16 protein-coding genes and 3 tRNA genes are annotated in these 20,846 nt (G+C 56.5%); 6 read left to right on the top strand and 13 right to left on the bottom strand.

Features of this window, described 5'->3' with window-relative positions; genetic code table 11:
* Positions 1-87 precede the first annotated feature (87 nt).
* Positions 88-888: a 23S rRNA (guanosine(2251)-2'-O)-methyltransferase RlmB gene (gene rlmB / locus ACIGG6_RS11800; protein ID WP_399844611.1), complete on the bottom strand. Its 801-nt coding sequence runs from the start codon at positions 886-888 to the stop codon at positions 88-90.
* A 2-nt stretch (positions 889-890) separates the two neighbouring features.
* On the bottom strand, positions 891-3,275 hold the full coding sequence (gene rnr, locus ACIGG6_RS11795; protein WP_399844609.1) for a ribonuclease R: 2,385 nt from the start codon (positions 3,273-3,275) through the stop codon (positions 891-893).
* Between the two features lie 270 nt (positions 3,276-3,545).
* Here rnr and ACIGG6_RS11790 point away from each other — a divergent pair.
* The 3 genes from ACIGG6_RS11790 (at position 3,546) to ACIGG6_RS11780 (ending at position 3,939) form a co-directional block, all read left to right on the top strand.
* Positions 3,546-3,632, top strand: a tRNA-Leu gene (locus ACIGG6_RS11790).
* A gap of 86 nt (positions 3,633-3,718) precedes the next feature.
* Positions 3,719-3,805, top strand: a tRNA-Leu gene (locus ACIGG6_RS11785).
* 47 nt (positions 3,806-3,852) lie between these two features.
* Positions 3,853-3,939: transfer RNA gene (locus ACIGG6_RS11780), tRNA-Leu, on the top strand.
* Positions 3,940-4,169: 230 nt separating this feature from the next.
* On the opposite strand, the gene ACIGG6_RS11775 is transcribed toward ACIGG6_RS11780, so the two are convergent.
* Positions 4,170-5,018 carry a DNA/RNA non-specific endonuclease gene (locus tag ACIGG6_RS11775; protein WP_083025742.1) on the bottom strand — a complete coding sequence of 283 codons (849 nt, stop codon included), beginning with the start codon at positions 5,016-5,018 and terminating at the stop codon, positions 4,170-4,172.
* Between the two features lie 77 nt (positions 5,019-5,095).
* Complete coding sequence (locus ACIGG6_RS11770; protein WP_044628486.1) at positions 5,096-5,371, bottom strand: Lrp/AsnC family transcriptional regulator; 276 nt, start codon at positions 5,369-5,371, stop codon at positions 5,096-5,098.
* Positions 5,372-5,623: 252 nt separating this feature from the next.
* On the opposite strand from ACIGG6_RS11770, the gene ACIGG6_RS11765 reads away from it, so the two are divergent.
* The gene (locus ACIGG6_RS11765; protein ID WP_083025743.1) at positions 5,624-5,938 is read left to right on the top strand and encodes a high-potential iron-sulfur protein; all 315 of its coding nucleotides are present in this window, start codon (positions 5,624-5,626) and stop codon (positions 5,936-5,938) included.
* Between the two features lie 76 nt (positions 5,939-6,014).
* Here the strand turns inward: ACIGG6_RS11765 and ACIGG6_RS11760 are convergent, their stop codons facing one another.
* The 5 genes from ACIGG6_RS11760 to ACIGG6_RS11740 all read right to left on the bottom strand — a co-directional run bounded on the left by ACIGG6_RS11760 (position 6,015) and on the right by ACIGG6_RS11740 (position 14,362).
* Complete coding sequence (locus tag ACIGG6_RS11760) at positions 6,015-7,577, bottom strand: SpoVR family protein (RefSeq protein WP_399844607.1); 1,563 nt, start codon at positions 7,575-7,577, stop codon at positions 6,015-6,017.
* 20 nt (positions 7,578-7,597) lie between these two features.
* Positions 7,598-8,887: a YeaH/YhbH family protein gene (locus tag ACIGG6_RS11755; RefSeq protein ID WP_044628483.1), complete on the bottom strand. Its 1,290-nt coding sequence runs from the start codon at positions 8,885-8,887 to the stop codon at positions 7,598-7,600.
* A gap of 71 nt (positions 8,888-8,958) precedes the next feature.
* Positions 8,959-10,881, bottom strand: a complete 1,923-nt coding sequence (locus ACIGG6_RS11750) for a PrkA family serine protein kinase (RefSeq protein ID WP_253504231.1) — start codon at positions 10,879-10,881, stop codon at positions 8,959-8,961.
* Positions 10,882-11,147: 266 nt separating this feature from the next.
* The gene (locus tag ACIGG6_RS11745; RefSeq protein ID WP_044628481.1) at positions 11,148-12,200 is read right to left on the bottom strand and encodes a threonine aldolase family protein; all 1,053 of its coding nucleotides are present in this window, start codon (positions 12,198-12,200) and stop codon (positions 11,148-11,150) included.
* 140 nt (positions 12,201-12,340) lie between these two features.
* Positions 12,341-14,362 (bottom strand): FAD-dependent oxidoreductase, encoded by a 2,022-nt coding sequence (locus ACIGG6_RS11740; RefSeq protein WP_399844605.1) that lies wholly within the window; start codon positions 14,360-14,362, stop codon positions 12,341-12,343.
* A 231-nt stretch (positions 14,363-14,593) separates the two neighbouring features.
* On the opposite strand from ACIGG6_RS11740, the gene ACIGG6_RS11735 reads away from it, so the two are divergent.
* Both ACIGG6_RS11735 and ACIGG6_RS11730 read left to right on the top strand, forming a co-directional pair.
* Positions 14,594-15,511: a DMT family transporter gene (locus ACIGG6_RS11735; RefSeq protein ID WP_399844604.1), complete on the top strand. Its 918-nt coding sequence runs from the start codon at positions 14,594-14,596 to the stop codon at positions 15,509-15,511.
* A 54-nt stretch (positions 15,512-15,565) separates the two neighbouring features.
* A complete protein-coding gene (locus tag ACIGG6_RS11730; RefSeq protein WP_399844602.1) occupies positions 15,566-17,134 on the top strand; it encodes a GNAT family N-acetyltransferase in 1,569 nt (522 codons plus the stop codon).
* Between the two features lie 122 nt (positions 17,135-17,256).
* Here the strand turns inward: ACIGG6_RS11730 and ACIGG6_RS11725 are convergent, their stop codons facing one another.
* The 4 genes from ACIGG6_RS11725 to ACIGG6_RS11710 all read right to left on the bottom strand — a co-directional run bounded on the left by ACIGG6_RS11725 (position 17,257) and on the right by ACIGG6_RS11710 (position 20,835).
* Entirely contained in the window at positions 17,257-17,559 is a 303-nt protein-coding gene (locus ACIGG6_RS11725; protein WP_399844601.1) for an MGMT family protein, read from the bottom strand.
* A gap of 29 nt (positions 17,560-17,588) precedes the next feature.
* On the bottom strand, positions 17,589-18,197 hold the full coding sequence (locus tag ACIGG6_RS11720; RefSeq protein ID WP_399844599.1) for an FMN-dependent NADH-azoreductase: 609 nt from the start codon (positions 18,195-18,197) through the stop codon (positions 17,589-17,591).
* A gap of 187 nt (positions 18,198-18,384) precedes the next feature.
* Entirely contained in the window at positions 18,385-19,836 is a 1,452-nt protein-coding gene (locus ACIGG6_RS11715; RefSeq protein WP_399844598.1) for an alanine/glycine:cation symporter family protein, read from the bottom strand.
* Positions 19,837-19,971: 135 nt separating this feature from the next.
* A complete protein-coding gene (locus ACIGG6_RS11710) occupies positions 19,972-20,835 on the bottom strand; it encodes a LysR substrate-binding domain-containing protein (protein WP_083025754.1) in 864 nt (287 codons plus the stop codon).
* Positions 20,836-20,846: the final 11 nt, after the last annotated feature.

Here is a 20,846-nt window from a genome sequence, read left to right as displayed (position 1 = left end):
AGCAGAACTGTTGATCGTATAAGTCACTTACCAATACGAACGCCCGCTTATGAATAAACGGGCGCAAGCATTCTAGTGGGCTGGCCGCTAACTTGCAAGCTGCCGCTGACGAACGGCTTCAAACAAACAAATACCGGTAGCCACCGAGACATTAAGACTCGACACCTGCCCTGCCATAGGCAGCTTGGCAAGATTATCGCAGGCTTCGCGGGTCAAACGGCGCATGCCCTTCCCTTCTGCCCCCATCACCAACGCGGTGGGGCCAGTCATATCAATCTCAAACACGCTGGCTTCTGCTTCACCGGCGGTGCCGGTAATCCAAACGCCCGCATCTTTGAGCTTGGCCAAGGTGCGGGAAAGGTTAGTGACCTGATACACCGGCACGACTTCCGCAGCACCGCAGGCGACTTTTCTGACCGTGGCATTCAAAGGTGCTGCTTTGTCTTTTGCGACAATCACGCCATGGGCACCAGCCGCATCGGCACTTCGCAGGCAGGCACCGAAGTTGTGCACATCGGTGACGCCATCCAGCACCAGTAGTAGCGGCGGGGTAGGCGCTTGCCAGGCGCGCAACTTCAGCCATAACGACTCTTCGCCTTCCGGCGTTAATGGCGTGCAAAACGCCACCACGCCTTGGTGTGCCGCACCTTGGGTGAGCTGATCAAGCACCTCGCGAGGCTGCTCTTTAATACGCGCACCGCTTGCCTGGGCATTTGCTACCACGTCTTTTAGGCGGTTGCCCGCCCCCTGCTGAACCCAAAGCTCGCGCGGGGCTTCACCGCGTTCGAGCAGGCTCTCTAACGCGTGAACACCATACACTTGGTCCAAGCCATCCGGCGTGCGAATGGCGGCAGTACGCGGGTTACGTCGAGATGACGACGACTTCATGCTCAACCCTTTTTCGCTGATGGTTTACGCGGGCCGTTCCGGGTACGGCGCGGGCCACGACGAGTCGGCTGTTTATCGGTTGCGGCAGCGGCTTTCGGGCCGCCGCTCTCACCACGGCGCTTGCGCGGTTGGCGGCGCGGGCGTGGCTTATCGTCGGCGAGGCCAAAGTCGATTTTACGATCATCCATATCGACACGCGCTACCTGCACGGTCAAACCGTCGCCTAAGCGATACGTAGTACCCGTGCGCTCCCCTTTTAGGCGATGCTTCTCGGCTTCGTAATGATAGTAGTCCGACGGCAGCGAGGTGACATGCACTAGGCCTTCTACATAGAAGTCGTCCAGACGAACAAACAGACCGAACTGCGTTACAGAAGCAATCGTGCCATCGAACGTTTCGCCCAGCTTATCCGACATAAACTCACACTTGAGCCAGCTCTCGACATCGCGGGTCGCTTCATCCGCGCGCCGCTCGGTCATTGAGCAGTGTTCGCCTAGCTCTAGCATCTGCTCGAAGGTATACGGGCACCACTTGCTCGGCGGCTCAACCGGCGCTCCCTCTACCCGTACCACCGTATTGGTCTGACGCGGACCGCGAATGACCGAACGTATTGCGCGGTGAACCAGTAGATCCGGGTAACGGCGAATCGGTGACGTGAAGTGAGCATACGCTTGGTACGCCAAGCCGAAGTGCCCTTCATTTTGCGGCGAATAGACCGCCTGATTCATCGAGCGCAACATGACGGTCTGGATAATATCGGCGTCCGGGCGGTCGACAATGGCTTCCCGCAGTGCCTGATAATCCTGCGGCGTCGGCATATCGCCACCGCCTACCGAGAGGCCCAGTTCGCTGAGGAACAGACGCAGCTTATCAAGGCGCTCAGGTGTAGGCCGCTCGTGGATACGGTAAAGCGCAGGCAAGTCATGCTTATCCAAGAAACGTGCCGTGGCAACGTTGGCGGCCAGCATGCACTCTTCGATGAGCTTGTGGGCATCGTTGCGGGTACGCGGCACGATTTTTTCGATCTTGCGCTCATCGTTAAAGATGATCGCCGTTTCAGTGGTATCGAAATCAATCGCTCCGCGCTCTTCACGGGCGGAACGCAGCAGTCCGTATAGCTCGTGCAGGTTTTGCAGTGGCTTGACTAGCTCAGCATGCTCACGACGCAGCGTCTCCCCTTCTTCGCTCTCGCCATCCAACATCGCCGCTACTTTGTTATAGGTGAGGCGAGCGTGGGAGTTCATGACAGCTTCATAGAACGAGTAGCGGCTGATGGCACCGGTCTTGGAGATATTCATCTCGCATACCATTACCAAGCGGTCGACGTGCGGGTTCAATGAACACAAGCCGTTCGACAGCAGCTCTGGAAGCATCGGCACCACTTGGCCGGGGAAGTAGACCGAGTTACCTCGCGTGCGCGCTTCATCATCCAGCGCGGTGCCGGGGCGTACGTAGTGGGAAACGTCGGCAATCGCCACCAACAGCTTCCAGCTACCGGACTTGGTCTTCCAGGCACAGACCGCGTCGTCGAAATCTTTGGCGGACTCATCGTCGATGGTAACGAGCGGGATATCACGCAGATCAACGCGGTGCTTCTTGTCCTCTTCCAAGACCTCTGCAGAGATTTCACTGGTTTGGTCAAGCACCTCAGGCGGAAACTCGGCAGGGATGTCGTAGCTGCGGATGGCAATATCGATTTCCATGCCAGGATCCATACGCTCACCCAGCACTTCGATGACTTCGCCCACCGGCTGCACACGGGTCGCAGGCTGCTGCACAATTTTGGCAGAAATCACCTGTCCGTCTTTGGCGCCGGCGCTAGCCGTATGGGGAATAATAACTTCTTGGGTGATGCGTGGATTCTCAGGAATCAGCACCCCAAACTCCGGCGTATTGCTGCGGTATACGCCAACAATGGTTTGGGTGTTGCGCGCAATCACATCAGCAATGGTTGCTTCATCGCGGCCACGACGGTCACGACCACTAACCCGCACCAGCACATGGTCACCGTGGAACACACGGCGCATTTGGCGCGGGGGCAGTACTAAGTCCGGCTTTTTACCGTCATCACGGAGCACAAAGCCAAAGCCATCTCGGTGGCCCAGCACTTTGCCTTTTATTAGATCCAGCTTATCAATCAGCGCGTAAGCACCACGGCGGTCGCGCAGTACTTGACCATCGCGCTCCATCGCCGCCATGCGCCGACGAATGGCTTCTAGGTGGTCTTCATCTTCAATGCCCAGCATTCTACTCATGTTTTCATGAGTAATCGGTTTACCGTAGCTTTCTAAGGCAGCCAGTAGATATTCGCGGCTGGGCGCAGGATTATCGTACTTTTGCGCCTCGCGCTCGGCGTGCGGATCATCACTCAACGTCCAATACTTCATGCGATCAACATCCTTGATAGCGTTTGCGGGAGGCGGACAGTTAGCGCAGGCGTGGTGCACTGCGGGTGGGAGTTGTCTTCGACGGCGTTAGCGCCGTTGTCAGCTGCTAATAAGCTGAAGCATGTCATGTTTTGTTTGGTCATAGGCGCAGTATAGCGCTGCCCGTTCAATCACCCAACCACCTAACACCGCATTAATGCGATTTCAGTATTAAAAAAAGCGCCTTAGGGCTTGCATTTAACCACAGCCTCGGTATCATACGCGCCACTTGCCCAGATGGCGGAATTGGTAGACGCGCTAGCTTCAGGTGCTAGTGTCCGTATGGACGTGGAGGTTCAAGTCCTCTTCTGGGCACCAAATCACTTCATGTTATCCCCTTTTCATGAAGTCGTAAGGTGCAGCGGCAAGCAAGAAGTAGATGTGAAAGCAGTTAGTTTGTATTCGCCCAGGTGGCGGAATTGGTAGACGCGCTAGCTTCAGGTGCTAGTGTCCGTATGGACGTGGAGGTTCAAGTCCTCTCCTGGGCACCATACGAATACAGACACTACAACTGTTTTAGTTGTAAAAAGAATGATGCGCCCAGGTGGCGGAATTGGTAGACGCGCTAGCTTCAGGTGCTAGTGTCCGTATGGACGTGGAGGTTCAAGTCCTCTCCTGGGCACCATTTTATGGTCCCGTCCGCATCACTCTTTATCTTCCTAATAGATATTCAATAAATGCCTCGCTCAGAGTTATTCTTAATAGAGAACCATCTTTGTATGGCGCTTTTTTGCGTCTTATCTTCATGACTGCGATTGCACCCTACCGCTTTAGCTTACTTGCCAAACATGTCAAGCGGGCGAAACATTAATGCGGCTTCGCCCGCCGTGATTGCTGGTTAATGCATCTCCGTGCTTATTGATAGCGCCCAGGGCGGCGAGCAATTTCTTCCAGCGCCCATCCTTGTGTCCGCAGCTCGCCTTCTAGCACGGCTTCCATGGTGGGGGTTAAGTCAGGAAAGAAGTTCAGTCCCGTTTGCGCTTCGATATCATCAATGGTGACGAGGTAGTCATCCAGTGGCTCATTGCCTCTGACGTCTTGGGGCATAATAAATGCCAGCGCTAAAGGCGCTTCGTCGTGAGGCGCAACGATAATTTTGTAGAACGCCTGGGGCACTTCCACAAAGCCGACGCGGTTAAACACGTTATCCATAAAGCGCTCAGGGTAGATCGGCCCGGTGATCACCTGTAAGCGCTCAAAACGCGGCGCGAAGTGGTCCATCACCGACTCTTCTAAACGCTGCCACAGTTGGCGATTTAAGTTGGGCCGCTGCGGAGCCATATTACTCATTAAGAAGGTGTCGATTTGCGCACTACGCCCATGCACGGCAGCAATAGCGTAGTTAGGCGCCAGATGCCCGCGGTCGTAGCCGCTCCCTGAGTAGCTATCAGTATCCACCGGCCATAGCGTGCGCCAGTCAGCCTGAAAGTTGGGCCGCCCGCCGATCCGGGTATTGTCCGGTACGGCCTTCACTTGATAGCTCACCCATAGCGCACCGACACGAACATCCGACCAACCGGCTAAAAAGCCATCGTTGCGTAAAACGCGATGAAACGTGGTGGGGCGAAACTCCTCCCAAGTGGGCACGCCTTGCCAGGTATAGGCATCTTGATGTTGGCGCCCCTGGAATTCCCATAACCCGGTTCCCACTATTACAAACAGCACAGCGATGCCCAGGCGTCGCCCCTGACGACGCCAGTGCACAAGCGATTTCCCCAACGGAGTCACTCCCCTACAAGCTTTTTAGATAGACCAGTATGTTTTTTAGTAGGTAGCTAACGTTACCAGCCGAGTGAAAACATGGTTTCCAAGTCGTGACGAGAGTGAACCTGCATGGCATTCAGCGTTTCGGTATCACTAATCCCTTCTACGGCATTTAGGCGCTCGGTCACCAGCTCCGCTAGGCTCTCAAAATCGCGGGTGCGGGCAATGGCGACTAGGTCGTAACGGCCGCAGGTGGAGTACACTTCGCTGATCCCTTCCACATCGGCTAGGCGTTCAGCCACTGCCTTTACTTGGCCTTTTTCGGTATTAATCAAGATCACTGCGTTTTGCATGGCGCCCTCACTAATCATGTCTTGTGGATATCACGCTACGGGGCGAGTATAGCAGCCTGCTAGGTACGGCCAAGCGCTGCCTGACAGCGTGGCTAATTGTCGCGCTATTTATAAGGTTATTCGCACTAATTTTGAGCATGCGCTAGCATGTACCGTAGACCTCCGATTTATAAGACTTGTCGGAGTATTAAGAGGTGGATCACCACCCGACAACCGTAGCAAAACGTCAGACCGTGACGATAAGGAGACACCATGGCTAATCAGAGCCGTCGTAAGTTCATGCGTAACAGTGTGCTGGGCCTCGCTGCCCTACCGTTTGGTGCTGGCATTCTGTCGAAGACTGCATTTGCTCAGGAACTGCCGCGTCTGGATCCCTCTTCTCCCACAGCACAGGCGCTTAACTACGTCGAAGTGGCCAGCGAAGCCAGCGACCACCCCGCCTATGAAGAAGGTGAGAAGTGCTCCAACTGCATGTTCTTCAATGCGGAAACAGAGGGTTGCCAACTTTTCCCAGAAAACAGCGTTGCACCGGAAGGCTGGTGCCAATCGTGGACGGCCAAAGCGTAAGCAACCCCCAAGGTGTAAGCAAACCTTAGGCTACTGCGATATCCATGACCCCGCGCCCTGCGCGGGGTCACTGTTTTTAGCCAGCCCCTTTGCTCTCTTCCTCTACCGGCCAGTGATAACGGCGGGTGACTTTCCCATCTTCCATGGATACCAAGTGTACAGGGAAGCCCCACAGCTGCTGTAAATGGCGAATCACCGGATAGACACTTCTCCCCAGTGGCCGACGACTATCCTGAATGTGATGCAGCGTTAATGAGCGATCACCGCGAATGGCAGCTTCTACCACCTGAATATTCGGCTCACGCACCGACAGAGCATATTGGCTTGAAAGCGCTTCACGTACGCGTTTGTAGCCACGGTCATCGTGAATAGCAGCAACCTCAAGCATCTCTACCTGGTCGTCATCGACAATTAAAAACAGCTTTAAGTCGCGAATCACCTTAGGTGACAAGAACTGCTGTATGAAGGACTCATCCTTAAAGTTGCGCATCGCGAACTCAAGGGTTTCCCGCCAGGAGCTACCTGCAATATCGGGAAACCACTCGCGGTCTTCAGCCGTCGGCGCTTCGCAAATACGCTTAATATCCATGAAGATGGCAAACCCCAGCGCGTAGGGATTAAGGCCACTATAATAAGGGCTATCAAACCCTGGCTGGTTGATCACCGCCGCGTGCGACTGTAAGAACTCCAGCATTAGTCCCTCATCTACTTTGCCCTCATCGTAAAGCCGGTTCATCAGCGTGTAGTGCCAAAAACAGGCCCACCCTTCGTTCATCACTTGAGTTTGCCGTTGAGGATAGAAGTATTGAGCCAGCTTGCGCACGATACGTACAATCTCACGCTGCCAAGGCGCCAGCAACGGTGCGTTCTTCTCGATAAAATAGAGCAAGTTTTCTTGTGGTTCTGAGGGGTAGCAGCCGCCGCTATGCAGGCCTAGCGGGTCATCATCGCTGTGCAAGCTTCCCGGTAGAGGCGCCATCCCGGCAGGTGGCTCAGGAATGGTACGCCATAACATATTGACCTGTGTCTGCAGGTACGCTTCACGCTCATCCTGACGTTTGGCCTCTTCCTCGGCCGAGATAGGCGATGGCCGCTTGTAGCGATCAACGCCGTAGTTTTGTAGCGCGTGGCACGCATCCAGCAACTGCTCAACCGCATGCACGCCGTGGCGCTCTTCGCACTGGGCAATATATTTACGGGCAAACACCAGATAATCGACAATCGATTCGGCGTCGGTCCAGGCACGAAATAAGTAATTGCCTTTGAAAAAGGAGTTATGGCCATAGCAGGCGTGGGCAATCACTAACACCTGCATCATCAGGGTGTTTTCCTCCATCAGGTACGCAATGCAGGGGTTGGAGTTGATGACCAGCTCATAGGCAAGCCCCATTTGCCCGCGTTTGTAGGCCTGCTCCACAGAGAGAAATTGCTTACCAAACGACCAGTGATGGTAGCCCACTGGCATGCCAACGCTGGCGTAGGCATCCATCATTTGCTCGGTGGTAATCACCTCAATTTGATTGGGATAGGTATCCAGCCGATACTCATCGGCGAGCCTGGCGAGCTCCTCATCAAAACGCTCCAGTACGCTGAAATTCCAGTCAGAACCGGTCGCTATAGGCTTGCGGGTTACACTCATGGCGCACTCCTCAACTCGCACTACCGCTCTTGGCTCAAGCGGCGCTTAAACAGCTCACGGAAAACCGGGTAAATATCGCCAGCCTCGACAATCTGGCGCATGGCAAACCGCTCGGGAAACTGGGTAGCTACCGCTTCGTACTCGTGCCATAGAGACTGGTGGTCATGGGGGGTGATCTCCACATAGGCGTAGTACTGCAGCTGGGGCATCAGTTGTTTTACCAGCAGGTCGCGACAGACATTGGAGTCGTCGTCCCAGTTATCGCCATCGGATGCCTGAGCCACGTAGAGATTCCATTGCCCGGCGGGGTAGCGTTTTTCAATGATCTTATTGACCAAATTCAGCGCGCTGGAAACGATGGTGCCGCCGGTTTCACGTGAGTAGAAAAACTCCTCCTCATTAACTTCCCTGGCGGCGGTATGGTGGCGCACAAACACCAGCTCCACTTTCTCGTAGTGCTTTTCTAAAAAGAGGTAAAGCAGTAAGAAAAAGCGCTTAGCAATGTCTTTATGGTTTTGGGTCATGGAGCCCGACACATCCATCACGCAGAACATCACCGCTTGGCTAGAAGGCTGCGGTTGAGCGGCCAGTTGGTGGTAGCGCAGGTCGTAGGTATCGATAAACGGTACCGCCTCAATACGCTTCTCCAACCGCTCAATCTCCGCTTTCAGCTCTACGATGCGTGCTGGGTTTCGCAATACCGGATCTTTGCGCTCTTCTGCCGCTAACGCTTCCTGGGCCTCCTTCAGGGCGCGTTTAATCGGCGCGCGCATGGCAATACGTCGTGCGTAGGCCTCCCGCATCGAGCGGGTAATGCTAATGCGTGAGGGCACGCCATCTCGCGCAAGGCCTGCACGCACCATTTTGATCTCTTCCAGCGACTTGAGCGGCTTGCGCTGCAAATGGGGCAGCTCCAAGCCGTCGAACACAAACTCCAAGAACTCTTCACGGCTGAGGGTGAAGGCAAACTCGTCGTTTCCCTCCCCCTGGTTGGAGGCGCCGCCCTCGCCCGCACCATTACCGCCCCCCTGGCCCGCCGGGCGACGAATCTTATCCCCCTCCAGAAACTCCTTATTACCCGGCGAGACGATATTGCGCGCCCCGCCCGGCCCGTGCTGAAACACGGGCTCTGAAATGTCCTTGGCAGGAATCGAAATTTTCTCGCCACGCTCCATGTCGGTGATGGAGCGGCGGTTGACCGCCTCCTCCACCGAGCGCTTGATGTGCTTGCGATAACGCTCCAAGAAGCGCTGCCGATTGACCGCGCTCTTGTGCTTAGCGTTAGGTCTGCGATCAATAAAGTAGGTCATTCGACCTCCTCAACACCTCGATCTTGAGCGCCGACTCTTGGCGCTCTTGTATGCGGGCCAACAGCGGCCCGCTACTGAGACTTCCGCACGCGCAGGTACCATTCGGAGAGCAGCCGCACCTGTTTTTCGGTATAGCCACGGTCCACCATGCGCGCCACGAAATCCTCGTGCTTTTTCTGATCCGACTTCGACGCTTTGGCATTGAACGAGATCACCGGCAACAGCTCTTCGGTGTTGGCAAACATCTTGTGTTCGATGACGCCTTTCAGCTTCTCATACGACTGCCAGCTAGGGTTCATACCGTTGTTTTGCGCCCGCGCCCGCAGCACAAAGTTCACTACTTCATGGCGGAAGTCTTTCGGGTTGGAGATACCTGCCGGCTTCTCGATCTTCTCAAGCTCCTCGTTCAGCGACTGGCGATTAAGCAGCTCACCGGTTTCGGGGTCACGGTACTCCTGATCCTGGATCCAGAAGTCAGCATAGGTCACATAGCGGTCGAAGATGTTTTGGCCGTACTCGCTGTAGGACTCGAGATAAGCGGTTTGAATCTCCTTGCCGATAAAGTCCACATAGCGCGGGGCCAGAAACTCTTTGATAAAGCCCAGATAGCGCTCGAACACCTCGGAAGGCAGCTGCTCGCGCTCCAGCGCCTGCTCCAACACGTACAGCAGGTGCACCGGGTTGGCTGCGACTTCGGTACTGTCGAAGTTGAACACCTTCGAGAGAATTTTGAACGCAAAGCGGGTAGAGAGCCCTTGCATACCTTCATCGACCCCAGCTGCATCGCGGTACTCTTGAATCGATTTGGCGCGTGGGTCGGTGTCTTTTAAATTCTCACCGTCATACACCCGCATTTTTGAGTAGATACTGGAGTTCTCCGGTACTTTAAGCCGCGACAGCACCGAGAACTGCGCCAGCATGCGCAGCGTATCTGGCGCGCAGGGCGCTGCATTCAGCGAGGAGTCCTCCAACAGTTTCTGATAAATCTTGATCTCTTCCGACACCCGCAGGCAGTAAGGCACCTTGACGATATAGACGCGGTCCAGGAAGGCCTCGTTGTTACGGTTATTGCGGAACGCCTGCCACTCAGATTCATTCGAGTGAGCCAGAATGACGCCGTCAAAGGGAATCGCGCCCATGCCTTCCGTGGGGTTGTAGTTACCCTCCTGGGTGGCGGTAAGCAGCGGGTGGAGCACCTTGATGGGTGCCTTGAACATCTCCACGAACTCCATCAGACCCTGGTTGGCGCGGCACAGCCCGCCAGAGAAGCTGTAGGCATCCGGATCGTCTTGGGAGTAAAGCTCCAGCTGACGAATATCGACTTTGCCGACCAGTGACGAGATATCCTGGTTGTTCTCGTCCCCCGGCTCAGTTTTGGAAATGGCAATTTGATTCAGCCGCGATGGGTAGAGGCGCACCACCCGGAACTGGGAAATATCACCACCGTACTCTTTTAAGCGTTTAGCCGCCCAGGGCGACATCACGCTGCGCAGGTAGCGTCCAGGAATGCCGTACTCTTTCTCCAGCAGTTCCCCATCCTCCTCGGGGGAGAAGAGCCCTAAAGGAGACTCATAAACAGGCGAGCCTTTAATGGCGTAGAAAGGGATACGCTCCATTAACAGCTTCAAGCGCTCGGCCAGTGACGATTTACCGCCACCGACCGGCCCCAGTAGATAAAGAATCTGCTTGCGCTCTTCCAAGCCTTGGGCCGCGTGGCGGAAGTACGCCACGATTTGCTCAATGGCTTCTTCCATCCCATGAAACTCGGCGAAAGCGGGATAGCGGCGGATCACCTTATTCGAGAAAATACGTGATAGACGCGGGTCTTTCGCCGTGTCGATCACTTCAGGCTCGCCTATCGCTTCCAGCATGCGCTCGGCGGCGCTGGCATAAACCTTGGGGTCACGGCGACAAAGCGCCAAGTACTCCTCAAGGCTCATGTCCTCTTGCTGAACGCGGGCAAATCGGTCTTGAACGTGATCAAAGATGCTCATGGAACTCTCCTGTGGCCCATCCCCAGCAGCAACCGCCCAGCCAGATCCCTTAAGCGGCGTGCAATTCGAGGTGTCGCTCTATCAGCGTAGTCAGCATTAGCAAAAAGTGATGACTAAACCTTCAACGCAGCGCTGTTAACGATATGAGCACAGCAACAGGGGTTTAGTTGCGTGAAATATTGTGGCAACCCCACAACGCAACGCGCCGCCTGAGAAGGCGGCGCTTGAGAGCTTAACGTCAGAGCAGTTTTTAGCGGCGGTATTGTTCAAGCACGAACGTCAAGCACGGCTTTCACATCTGCCAACAGCTGGTCCAACAATTCAACGGTAGTGTTCCAGGCGCAGACAAACCGTGCCCCGCCTGCACCAATAAAGGTGTAGAAGGTCCACCCTTTGGCTTTCAACGCTTCGATAGCGTGAGGAGGTAATTCAACGAACACACTGTTGGCCTGGGTGGGGAACATCAGCGACACGCCGGGCAGCGCTTGTAGCCCTTCCGATAAGTAGCGCGCCATGGCATTGGCATGTTCGGCATTGGTTAGCCAAGCACCGCTTTCCAGCAGGCCCAGCCAGGGCGCTGATACGTAGCGCATTTTTGACGCCAGCTGCCCCGCCTGTTTGCAGCGGTAGGAGAAATCCTCCGCCAGCTCGCGGTTGAAGAACAGGATTGCCTCGCCAAACGCCAGACCGTTTTTGGTGCCCGAGAAACACAGTGCATCGACGCCCACTTGCCAGGTCAACTCTGCGGGTGAGGCGTTCAAGCTGGCACAAGCGTTGGCAAACCGTGCGCCGTCCATGTGTAGGCGCAGGTCGTGTTTATCCGCCATGGCGCGAATGGCCAGCAGCTCTTCACGGGAGTAAACGGTGCCGACTTCGGTGGCTTGGGTGAGCGATACCACCTTCGGTTTCGGGTAGTGGATATCGCTGCGCTTGGTCACTAGCGCTTCAATCCCTTGAGGCGTGAGTTTGCCGTTCGCTCCCGGCGAGGTCAGCAGCTTGGCACCGTTGGAGAAAAATTCCGGCCCACCGCACTCATCGGTTTCAATATGCGCCAGCTCATGGCAAATCACGCTGTGGTAGCTGCGCCCCATCGCGGAGAGCGCCAGTGAGTTGGCTGCAGTGCCATTGAACACGAAAAACACGTCGCAATCGTAGTCGAACATTTCCCGAAAACGGTCAGCGGCGCGGGCGGTCCAGCGGTCATTGCCGTAGGCTAAGTCATCGGCCTGATTGGCTTCGAGTAAGTACTGCATTGCCTCCGGGCAGATACCGGAGGTGTTATCACTGGCTAAAAATCGTGGGGTACACTCCGAGGGCATGACGATAATCCTTTTGTCTGACGGTCGTGCGGCGCAGGCTGGGTGCCACCCGCGCCTTAAATCCCTAACGTGGCTTAGTGGTTAGGGTGATCCATCAGTCTATCGCCATTTTAGCGTTAACGTCACGCCCCCTATACGCGTTACAGCGAGGCCGCTAATCGAGTGCCCTGATCAATAGCGCGCTTGGCATCCAATTCAGCCGCTTCATCTGCGCCGCCAATTACATGCACGCGGCTACCCGCTTGGGCCAGCGGTGAAATCAAGTCGCGTACCGACTCTTGGCCTGCGCACACCACAATGGTGTCCACCTCGACCACCTGCTCTTGCCCTTCGCGGCGGATGTGTAAGCCCGCATCGTCGATGCGCACATACTCGCAGCCGGTCAATGTTTCTACGCCGCGCTGCTTTAACGAGGCGCGATGCACCCAGCCAGTGGTTTTGCCCAGGTTTTTGCCTGGCTTAGAGCTTTTTCGCTGCAGCATCACGATGCTGCGCGGTGAACGTGGCGGCAACGGCGCTTTTAAGCCGCCCCGTTCGCCCACGGCTAAATCCACGCCCCACTCATCGCACCATGCGGCCACCTCCATGGCGGGGTGGCCCTCGTGGGAAAGCAGCTCCGAAACATCAAAACCAATGCCGCCTGCCCCAATCACCGCTACACGCTTGCCTACTCGTTCAGGCTGTTCAATGGCGTCTGCATAACTCAGCACGCTGGGGTGGTCGGCCCCGGGTAGCGCCAGTTCACGGGGCACCACCCCCGTGGCAATCACGATCTCGTCAAAATTCGCCAGGGCATCTACAGTGGCTTCGGTGTTTAAGCACACGTCCACCGCATGCTTTTCGAGCATGACGCGGAAGTAGCGTAGGGTTTCGTTAAACTCTTCTTTACCGGGGATTTTACGGGCGTAGTTGAACTGCCCACCCAGCTCGCTGCGCCGTTCAAAGAGCACCACGGCGTGCCCACGGCTGGCCGCCGCTACCGCCGTGGCAAGCCCCGCCGGGCCGCCGCCTACCACCGCTACCCGCTTAGGCGTTTGCGCAGGCGCCAGGGTGATCTCGGTTTCGTGGCAGGCACGAGGGTTGACCAAGCAGGAAGTCAGCTTGCCCATGAAGGTGTGATCCAAGCAGGCTTGGTTACAGGCGATGCAGGTATTAATTTCATCCGACAAGCCCGCCTCGGCTTTACGCACCCACTCCGAGTCAGCCAAAAACGGCCTCGCCATCGACACCATATCCGCATGGCCCTCGGCCAGTACTCGCTCGGCCACCTCCGGCATATTGATGCGGTTAGTGGTAATCAGCGGAATCGACAGCGCCGCGCGAATGCGGCGGGTGACTTCGGTAAACGCCGCCCGTGGCACGCTGGTGACAATGGTGGGCACCCGCGCCTCGTGCCAGCCAATGCCGGTATTGATAACGTTCGCGCCAGCGGCTTCAATGGCCTGGCCCAGCTGTACGACCTCTTCCCAGGAGCTGCCCTCTTCCACCAGATCAATCATCGACAGGCGGAAGATCAGCAGGAAGCGCTCGCCAACGGTTTGGCGAATACGCTTGACGATCTCGACAGGGAAGCGCATACGCCGCTCAAAATCGCCGCCCCAGTCGTCGTCACGCTGGTTGGTGCGGCGGCAAATAAACTGGTTGATCAAATAGCCTTCCGAGCCCATCACCTCAACACCGTCGTAGCCCGCCTGCTGAGCGAGCGTGGCACAACGCACGTAGTCGGCAATCTGCTGCTCTACCTCTTCACTGGAGAGCGCTCGGGGGGTGAACGGGTTGATGGGGGCTTGCAGCGCCGAGGGGGCCACCAGCTCTGGTGAGTAAGCGTAGCGTCCGGCGTGCAAAATTTGCATGCACAGGTGCCCACCGGCTGCGTGTACCGCGTCGACAACGTGGCGATGCTCCGCCACTTGAGACTCCTCTGTCAGCGCGTTGGCACCTTGAAAAACCGCCCCTTCGGCATTCGGCGCAATGCCACCCGTCACAATCAGGCTTACCCCTGCACGCGCGCGCTCTGCATAGAACGCTGTCAAGCGCTCAAAGCCATTCGGCGCTTCTTCTAAATTGGTGTGCATGGACCCCATCAATACGCGGTTAGGCAGCGTTAAATGCCCCACGGTTAATGGACGAAATAGGTGCGGATAAGCTGGCGCTTGGTGCATCACGGCGCTCCTTCACTGTTATTAGTACGGCGGGCGTTCAATGGCTTGCCACTCACATTCAAACAAGCGTATGACATAGCACTGGCTACGTACAGACTTTTACCACGCAACTGTATCGCCTTTTTATCCAGACGATGGTCGCTATATCGACCACTTTCCCCCTTGCCCCTAGAGGCAAAGCGCGTCACATTAACCGGCTAACGATAAGGGACTGTTTTAAGGGAATGTGCTATGCCATTGATTTACTTTTTACCCCCCCTGGCCACCGTGCTGATTTGGTCCGGCAATATGACCATCAATCAGCTCTCGGTAGGCGCCATCGCTCCCAGTAGTATCGCGTTTTTGCGCTGGCTGCTCGCCCTCGTCGTCATGACGCCCTTTGTGCTGCCAGCCGTACTGCGTCACAAAGATGAGATCGTGCGTAACTGGCCAAAGCTAGCTCTGCTAGGGCTTTTAGGGATGGGCCTATGGCAGGGGCTGGCGTATGTCGCCGCTGAAACTACCACCGCCACCAATATGGGCATTCTTGCAGCAATGGTGCCGCTGCTCACGGTGCTATTGAGCGCGCTAATTTTGAAGGAACCACCCACATTAGGCGGTGTCGTAGGCGGCGTGCTCGCCTTTATTGGCGTCACTGTGCTGCTTGGCCGCGGCAACCCACTTTCACTGCTGCAGTTAGAAGTGGCCAAGGGCGATGCGCTAATGGTGGTCGCCGCCACCTGCTACGCCCTTTACGGCGTGATGCTCAAGCGCTGGGCGATGAACCTGCCCCCTTGGGTCATGCTCTATGCCCAGGTGTGCTTTGCTGTACTGTTTTTGCTACCGCCCTATTTGATGGGGCCCATGACGCCGGTGGATGGGCAGAACGTTTGGTTGATCCTCTACGCGGGCATTCCCGCCTCGGTGATCACCACGTTTTTATGGATGCGGGCAGTGCGTCAAATTGGTGCCAACCAATCGAGTATCTTCATCAACCTCATGCCGTTATTTAGTGCGCTGATTGCTATGGCGCTACTGGGCGAGCAAGTATCGGGTTTCCACTTTATTGGCGGGCTGTTGATTCTTGCCGGGGTGATCATGGCGCAAACGCTGACACGCCCGTTGGTACGTGCCGCCGCCCCTCATAAAACGCGCAGTGCACAGCAGTGATACAATAGGCCAACTTCAGGCCAACTTCATTCGACGACTGGGAACCCCTGAACTATGTCCCTAGAAGAACTGCACCTTAATCTGCGTAACCTCACCAGCGACGACTACGGCCAGTTGAAATCGCTGATGGACGCGGTGTATCACGACATTGGTGGTGCTTGGCCGAAGCACACCATCGACAAGCTGATCCAGGAGTTTCCCGACGGCCAGATTGCCATTGAAGACGACGGCGTACTGGTGGGCGTCGCCCTCACCGTGCAGGTGGATTACGACGAATTCTCCAACCCGCACAAGTACGACGACCTGATTGGCCATCGTGAAATTATCCTGAACGATCAGGAAGGCGATGCCATGTACGGCTTGGATGTGCTGATCCACCCGGACTACCGTGGCTACCGCCTGGGCCGCCGCCTTTACGAAGCACGCAAAGAGCTGTGCCGCTCGCTTAACTTGCGCGCCATTCTCGCGGGCGGGAGGATTCCCGAGTACCACCAGCACGCCAGCGAGCTAACCCCGGCCCAGTACATCGACAAAGTCTCCCGTAAAGAGATTTACGACCCGATTCTATCGTTCCAACTGGCGAATGATTTCCAGGTCAAGCGCCTACTGCGCAAGTACCTGCCGGAAGATGAGCAGTCCCGTGGCTACGCCACGCTGCTGGAATGGAACAACATCCTGTTCGAACCCGCTGAAAGCGTACTGGACACTCGCCCAACGCAGGTGCGCGTGGGTGCGGTGCAGTGGCAGATGCGCGAGTTCGCCTCCGTGGAAGCAGCGCTTCAGCAGATTGAGTACTTCGTCGATGCGCTGTCGGATTACCAAAGTGACTTCGCCGTTTTCCCGGAGCTGTTCACCACGCCGCTGATGGGCCTGCAAGACCGCGCAGCACAGAAAGACCAAACGGCCGCCATTCGCTTTTTGGCGGGCTTTACCGATCGTTTCAAGAGCGAGCTGTCGCGGATGGCAGTCTCTTACAACATCAATATCATCGGCGGTTCGATGATCGAGGTGGGTGAAGATGACCGTCTTTACAACGTGGCCTACCTATTCCACCGGGATGGTGAAGTAGAAAAGCAGCTGAAGCTACACATCACCCCGCAAGAGCGCCGCGACTGGGTGATTGAAGGCGGCGACAACCTGCAGGTATTTGATACCGACGCAGGCCGCGTGGGCATTTTGATCTGTTACGACGTGGAATTCCCGGAGCTGGGCCGCCTGCTGGCCGACCAGGACATGGATATTCTCTTCGTACCGTTCTGGGTCGACACCAAAAACGGCTACCTGCGAGTACGCCACTGTGCCCAGGCACGCGCCATTGAGAACGAGTGCTACGTGGTCATTTGTGGCAGCGTCGGCAACCTGCCCTCCATTGAGAACCTGGATATCCAGTACGCTCAATCAGCGGTGTTCACGCCGTCCGATTTCGCGTTCCCCCACGATGCGGTGCTGGCTGAAACCACGCCCAACACGGAGATGATTTTCTTCTCCGACTTGGACCTGACACGCCTAACCGTAGTGCGTGCCGAAGGCTCGGTCACCAACTTGAAAGACCGCCGTAAAGATCTGTTCGATCTGCGCTGGCGCGACTGGTCGTGGAAATCTGGCAGTAAGCAGGAAGACTAAAAGCCAGTCGACCGATATCACTGCGCATAAAAAACGCCGCCCACCGGGCGGCGTTTTGCCATTCACAACTTTCTATTCACACCTCTCCATTCACCACTTACAAATCACCACTCACCACAAAGCTACTCATCCGGCCAAACAAGGTGGCGCGGCACGCGGCCTTTGGCGTCGAACGCTACGCCCTCGGCACGCAGCTTTTCGTGCTGGCGCGCCGCGCCGCCGTGGTCAGCCAGCTTTAATGTCGACGCAATGACACGATGCCAAGGCAACTGGTGGCCATCGGGCAAGTGGCGCATGGCCGAACCCACCATGCGCGCGGTGGCTCCCTCGGTCATTTTGGCAATGCGCCCGTAGGTCGTCACCCGTCCCGCCGGAATTTGATCGACAATAGTGTAAATCTGTTCGAGCAGTTCCGGGCGTGGCATGACAACCTCGTTTGGCTTATGGCGTTGGTTTAGAGCGCTTCGACAAGCTGATCAATGGCTTGGAAGGCTTCTTTCATCGCGGCATCGCGGTGAGCGTCGCCCATGTTCAAACCTTCAGCAAACACCACTTCCACATCGCTAATGCCCATCAGGCCCAACATGGTTTTCAGGTGCGGCGTTTGGCTATCAAACTCGGTGCCCGCGTATTGACCGCCACGAGCAGCCAGAATAATCGCTCGTTTGCCTTCGATCAGCCCCTGCGGGCCGTTTTCAGTGTAGCGGAAAGTTTCACCGGCGCGCAGCACGCGGTCAAACCACGCTTTCAGCTGGGAAGGAATGCCCAGGTTGTACATTGGTACCGCCAGTACCAACACGTCGTTAGCGCGCAGCTCCGCCAGCAGCTCATCAGAGTGAGCAGCCAATGCCTGTTGCTCAGCGGTGCGCTCTTCAGCCGGGGTCTGCCACGCGCCCAGCTCTTCAATAGCAAGGTGCGGCAGCGCGTTGGCAACCACATCGCGGTGGGTAACAGCAACGCCATCACGTGCAACGGCCTGCTGTTGAAAATGGCTCGCCAGCGCATTGGACTGGCCGTTATCGCCGAGGATAGAAGAGGTCACTAACAGGGCACGAGTGGTCATGAAAATTCCTTAAAAATCAGAGAGAAGGTTAGGCGCTATTCTACGGCGCTTTTGGCGAAGCAAAAGCGCAACGTTTTCCGAGTTTCATTCGACAAAATCGAATTATCCTGCGCCACGAAAATGCCCCGCTCCACGCTGCACTTTGGCATCGTCGAGCGGGGCATTTAGCGCGTTTAACTTGTGCCTGTTACTTCTGCTTGGGCCACGCCTTGGGGTCGACCTTTTTGGCCAGTTTCGGGAACTGGCTAGGGTCGAAGACCGGTTCTTTACCCGCCTTGAGCTGCGTGTCGTAATCTTTGAACAACGCAAAGGCAATGGGCGATAGCAGCAGAATCGCCACCAGGTTAATGATCGCCATCATGCCCATGGAGAGATCCGCAAAATTCCAGATCGCGCCAAGGCTGGCTACGGAACCCACCATGATCATGCCCAGCACGGCAAAGCGGTAAATCATCACCGCCACCGGCGCACGGCGGCCTGCCAGATACTCAATGTTGGATTCGCCGTAGGAGTAGTTAGCAATCACCGAGGTGAAGGCAAATAGCAAAATAGCGATGGCAACAAACATGCCGCCCCAGTCTCCTACGTGGCTGGAGAGCGCCATCTGCGTTAGCTGGATACCGTTGCTGTTCTCACCAGCCAGCAGCTCCGGCCCAGCCATAATGATGATTGCTGCCGTCGCAGTACAGATCACCAGGGTATCCAGAAAAACGCCCAGCATTTGAATAAAACCCTGAGCTGCCGGGTGATCCGGGCGGGTGCTGGCAGTCGCTGCCGCGTTAGGCGCAGAACCCATACCCGCTTCGTTAGAGAACAAGCCGCGCTGAATACCGTTCATAATCGCTTGCGAAATGGCATAGCCCATCGCACCGCCAGCCGCCTGCTCAATACCAAAAGCGCTCTGCACGATTGTCATGATGGCAGCGGGCAGGTCGCTAATATTCAACGCCACAACGACCAGCGCCAAGATCAGGTACAGCAGCGCCATCAGCGGCACCACTAACTCAGCCACTTTCGCAATCGACTTCAGGCCACCGAAAATAATCGGCGCGACGATGGCCATCAAGACTAACCCCATGGCCCAGGTGGGAATGGCGAACGCCTGTTCCATGGCCTGGGCGATAGAGTTGGCCTGTACGCTGTTAAACGCCAGCCCAAACGCAATAATCAGGCAGATCGAAAACAGTACCGCCAGCCAGCGCAGCCCCAAGCCGCGTTCGATGTAGCGCGCCGGGCCACCGCGAAAGGTATTATCGCCATGATCGGTTTTGTAGGCCTGCGCCAGCGTGGACTCCACAAAGCTGGTCGCCATGCCCACCATCGCGGTCATCCACATCCAGAAAATCGCGCCTGGGCCGCCGAAGTAGATCGCCACCGCAACGCCCGCTAGGTTACCCGTGCCCACCCGCGCGGCGAGACTGGTAGAGAGCGCCTGGAACGAGGAAATACCGCCGTTGGACTGCCGGGAGCTGCGCAGCAGCTTGAACATATGTCCGAAATAACGAATTTGAATAGCACGGGTCATGACCGTGAAATAGAGGCCAGCACCGATGAGCAGGTAAATCAGCACGCTGCCCCATAACAGCCCATTGCCGCGATCCACCATCGCGGTCAACAGGGGAGGAAGAGTAAAATCCATACCAAACACGCCTTTTTTAAAACAAAGAAGGCGCATCATTCTTCACGGTTGCACCAAAATGGCAAGAAAAAGGGCAAATTTCATGCTTTACAGTCATAAACACTGTATTGATACCCAAAGCTAATCGAATAACGCTTAGCGTGCTCCCGCCAGCCATTCCCACACGTCTGCGGCTTCATCGCTAACTTGGCGCTTGCTGGGCCGCACCAACCAAAAGCGCTCGTCGCTGGGTACAACAATATCGAAGGGGGCCACCAAATCCTCACGCTGCTCCAACAGTCGACGGTGCGTGAGCGCTACCCCGCCGCTCTGGCTGGCGAGCGCCAACGTCATTACCTGATTATCGCAGGTCAGCGACAGGCACTCCGCCTCCAAATGGGCAATCCCCGCCGCCTGCAGCCAGCCGGGCCAACCGACGCCAAAGCCCACCGCGTGCAGCAGCGTGTGCCCTGCTAGATCCTCAGGTGTGGTTAAGGTACGGGCCAGAGCCGGTGAGCATACTGGCAGCAGCTGCTCGTCGCCCAGAGGCAGCATCTCTACCCCTCCCCACTCGCCGCGGCCATAGCGAATTTCAATATCTGCTCCTTCCGGGCCAAAGTCGTCAGGCCAAATAGCGCTCACCAAGCGCAGCAGAATATGCGGCTTTTGCCGATGCAGCGTCACCAGCCTTGGCGCAAGCCAGGATTGCTGAATCACCGGCGTGGCCCGTAGCGTCACCGGCTGTTCGCTGGTCACACCAAACACCTCGGAAGTGCCTTCACTAATCCGTGAAAACGCATCGTGAATGCTGGGCAACCACGCCTGCCCGGCAGGCGTCAGGGTCAGGCTCCGCGCGTGGCGAACGAACAGTTTTTGGCCCAAGCGATCCTCCAGCAGCCGAATACGCTGGCTGATGGCGGCTTGGGTCACACCTAACTCATGGCCCGCCGCGGTAAAGCTCAACGTCCGGGCGGCCGATTCAAAGGCCTGTAGCCATAACAGTGGGGGTAATTGGCTCATGAAAAAGCTAC

It is taken from the genome of Vreelandella lionensis (assembly GCF_044543515.1).
Taxonomy (GTDB): domain Bacteria; phylum Pseudomonadota; class Gammaproteobacteria; order Pseudomonadales; family Halomonadaceae; genus Vreelandella; species Vreelandella lionensis.
The sequence above is the reverse complement of the archived record's forward strand: the minus strand, read 5'-3'. Positions and strand labels throughout refer to the sequence as shown.